The sequence below is a fragment of the Rhodococcus sp. ARC_M12 genome (genome assembly GCF_022810385.1).
GTDB classification, from domain to species: domain Bacteria; phylum Actinomycetota; class Actinomycetes; order Mycobacteriales; family Mycobacteriaceae; genus Rhodococcoides; species Rhodococcoides navarretei.
In genome coordinates this window covers 1-3,818 of sequence record NZ_JALGQI010000036.1, presented here as the reverse complement: position 1 = coordinate 3,818, position 3,818 = coordinate 1, and the positions used below count along the sequence as shown (strand labels likewise).

The window sequence follows — 3,818 nt, the reverse complement described above, 5'->3', positions numbered from 1 at the left end:
CGTTTCTGGACCTGGTCGAACGTGAACTCGGACCCCTCGACATCCTGATCAACAACGCGGGCATCATGCCTACCGGCCACGCCCACGAAGAGGACGATGCAGTAACCCGGCGGCAAGTCGAGATCAATGTCCTGGGGGTCATCTTCGGGACCAAACTGGCTCTTCAGCGCATGCTGCCGCGCCGCACCGGACACATCATCAACACTGCGTCATTGGCCGGCGAGCTCGCGGTACCTGGTTTGGCGACCTACTGCGCTACCAAGTTCGCAGTCATCGGATTCACAGAGGCCGCACGACTGGAGTACCGCAAGTCAGGGGTTCGACTGTCCACAGTCCGCCCGACGTTCACCAACACCGAACTCGTCGCCGGAACCGCCGGCGCAAAGGGATTACGCAACGCCGAGCCGGAGGAGATCGCCCGCGCGACAGCAGATCTGATCGAGAATCCACGCCCCTTCGTCCGCGTCACCCGTCTCGCCGGCGCAATGGTCGCGGCGGTGAAATTCGTCCCCCGGCGTCTGGCGACCGGACTGGGTGCGGCCCTGAACACAGATTCGGTGTTCCTCGCGGACGTCGACATGGCTGCTCGCCGAACGTATCTCGACAGAATCCGGAACAGCTGAGCGTGCCGACACGCGCGCTCGACCATCCACCCGAAAGGCAGCCACAGTGACCCACACGACTCTGATCGAGAACTATCCCCACCGGATGGGAGGGCACTGCGGGTCAGGTGCAATGCGAGACCTTCTCCAGTGGCATGGTCTGGGATGGGACGGACCACCCGACGAGGGGTTGGTGTTCGCACTGGGTGGTGATCTGGGTTTGTCCTACCTGCGATCGGACGACCTGGTCCCACCGATGTACCTGGTCGGCCGCGGTGCCGACTTCGAGATCGACTTACCGCGCAGGCTCGGCGGACAAGTCGAGGTTCTCACGACCGACGATCCCGCTGAGGGATGGTCATGGGTTCGCGACGACATCGATGCGGGACGACCCAGTCTGGTCTGGGCCGATATCGCTGAGCTGCCCTACCTACGGGTGAAACTGCAGATGAGTCGTCACGACATCGTGGTGATCGGCTACGACGAGATCGGGGGGACTGCCTCGGTCGTCGACAACGATCGGGCCGATGTGCAGGAGATCCCGCTCGACGCGCTCGCTCGGGCGCGATCTTCCACCTCGTTCCCGCAACCGACACGTCACTGCACGTACCGAATCACATGGCCGCAGACACTGCCGCCCGTGTCTACTGCCGCGGCCGCGGCCTTTGCCCGATCCGCCGCCAGCATGCGCGCCCCATCGACACCGGGAATAGCCGACCACGTACCAGCGGCCGGTGCCGAAGGATTGGCCGCGGTCGACCAGCTGGCAACCGACGTCAAGAGCTGGGTCGACCTTCCGCCCGATGACCTCGAGACGTTGCTGTTCAGTCTCGGTATCTTCATCGAAAAGGCCGGAACCGGAGGCGGGCTCTTTCGTCGGCTTCTCGCCGACGGCTGTACCGAGATTGCACGTCTGACCGGGGATCCCGCTACCGCAGACCTCGCGGTGGCCGCCGATCACTGCGCCCAGGCCTGGACCGAAACTGCCCGCGCCGGAACACAACGCGGTCTCGATGTGCGAACACGCGCAGCTGCGGTGGCCGTGTCGGCTGCCGAACTGCCTGCACTCGAGCTGATCCTGGTGGAGTCCCTGGAGTCTGCTTCACGCTCGCTGTCCGCCATCACGAGATGATGCCCATCGTCGTTCGACGGCGCGCGGTAGACGGTGCATCGCACTGTGCTGCAGCCTCTCGTGCCGGATCGCCGCAGGCGTGCGGAGGCACCGAACGACCGAAGAGTTGCCGGACGGAACAGTCGAACGCCTCTCGGTGGACGCTGCATCGATGCCGTGTCGTTGCTCGGCAACAGACCCTGATCTCTGCCCCGCGCCGACAACAATTCAGCCGCCGACGGAAGCCTTCGATGTTCGCGGTCACCGTTTTCGGCTCGACGGCCGCGTCGTGTGCGCTATCGGGCCAGGCCCGTTATCTTCTAGCTGATACTTGAAACCGAGGGCTACGGTAGCCAGACCCGGTATGACTTCTCGCCCCTGTCATCGATGATCCGGGGGGGGGTGGGGGGCTGTCGCCGGGTGTTGACGTCGGATCGGTGACCGGACGAAGGACTGCTTCATGGCCACGAGCTACGCCGTGTTTTGCGGCATCGACGTGGGAAAATCCGAACATCACGCCGTCGGTCTCGCCGTCGACGGAACCCGTCTGTACGGCAAAGCCCTACCCAATGACGAGGCCCGCCTGCGCACAGTGTTCGACCGCCTCGCCACGCGCGGGCCGCTGTTGATCGTCGTCGATCAGCCTAATACGATCGGCGACGCCCTGCCGGTCACCGTCTCCCGATCCTGCGAGCACCAGTTCGCGTCCCTACCGGGTCTGTCGATGCGCCGCATCGCAGATCTGTATCCAGGGCAAGCCAAAACTGATGCGCGGGCCTGCGTTCACATCGCCGACACGGCCCGGACCATGCCCCACACGCTGCGACGAGTCGATACCGGTGATGACACACTCGCCGAGCTCGGTGTGCTGATCGGTTTCGATGACGATCTCGCCGGTGAAGCAACCCGCGTCAGCAACCGAATCCGCGGACTGCTGACCGGCATTCACCCCGCGCTCGAACGAGTCCTCGGACCGCGTGTGACACACCCGGCAGTGCTCGAGATCCTGTCCCGCTGCGGTAGCCCCGGCGGCATCCGCGCTGCTGGTAAGCGGAAACTGACCGCTTCGCCGCCAAAAACGCGCTCAGGATGGGGGCAAGACTGGTTGCGGAGATCTACGCCGCACTCGAGGCTCAGACGGTAGTAGTGCCCGGGTCTGCGGCTGCCGAGACTGTTCTACCCAAACTGGCGGACTCGCTCAAAGAGACACTGCAGCAACGCAACACAGTTGGCTCGGACGTCGAGAGGATGCTCGGTGCCCACCCTCTTTCCTCGCTCCTGATCTCGATGCCAGGCGTCGGAGTCAGGACTGCCGCACGCATCCTTCTCGAAGTCGGTGACGGATCGGCATTCAAATCAGCAGGACACCTGGCCGCCTACGCCGGCATCGCACCCGTGACCCACCGATCCGGCACCTCGATCCGAGGTGAGCATTTAGCGTGATCAGGAAACCGCAAACTCAAACGCGCGTTGTTCCTTTCGGCCTTCGCCGCGCTGCACGACCCCACCAGTCGCGCCTACTACGACCGCAAGCGAGCCGAAGGCAGGAAACACAACGCCGCGCTCATCTGCCTCGCTCGACGCCGATGCGACGTCCTGTACGCCATGCTCAAGAACAAGACCCTGTACCAACCGCCCGCAGCTCACGCAGCTTGACAGAAACCATAGGGACACGTTATTGAGGCGTGAGGTTCACCCCAACGGTACCAACGGCAGCGGTTGTACCCGCGTTCGCCGACGATCACGGTCGGATGCCGTGCGTGGGGTTGATCTGCCGCGAGGATTTCCGACACTGGAGATGACTATTCTGAAGCCGCGTTTGCGGACTGCCCGTAACTGTAGTGGACAGCGTTCGGGGTTCGGTACCCGAGCGCCGAATGGCGGTGTTGTGAACTGTAGAAGCCGTCGATGTATCTGACGATGTCTTGTCGTGCTTTGCTTTTGGTGGAGTAGATCGTTCGGTAGACGCATTCGTTCTTTGTCGGCGGCCATGAAAAACTGACCACAGGCGGCCATGAATATGCCCACTGACGGCCGATAAGAACTGACCACTCGCGGCCACGAATGTGACCGCCTGTGGCCACGAATCTGCCCAGACCACACCC

General features: G+C 63.3%; 2 protein-coding genes and 1 pseudogene. All 3 read left to right on the top strand.

What is annotated here, in order from left to right:
- Window positions 1–623 (top strand): SDR family NAD(P)-dependent oxidoreductase (locus MTX35_RS25140; protein WP_243597462.1); only part of this gene is annotated, 623 nt, incomplete at its 5' end.
- A gap of 46 nt (window positions 624–669) precedes the next feature.
- Window positions 670–1,734, top strand: a complete 1,065-nt coding sequence (locus MTX35_RS25135; protein WP_027498261.1) for a BtrH N-terminal domain-containing protein — start codon at window positions 670–672, stop codon at window positions 1,732–1,734.
- Window positions 1,735–2,173: 439 nt separating this feature from the next.
- Window positions 2,174–3,369: pseudogene (locus MTX35_RS25130) on the top strand (IS110 family transposase).
- The last annotated feature ends 449 nt before the right edge of the window (window positions 3,370–3,818 follow it).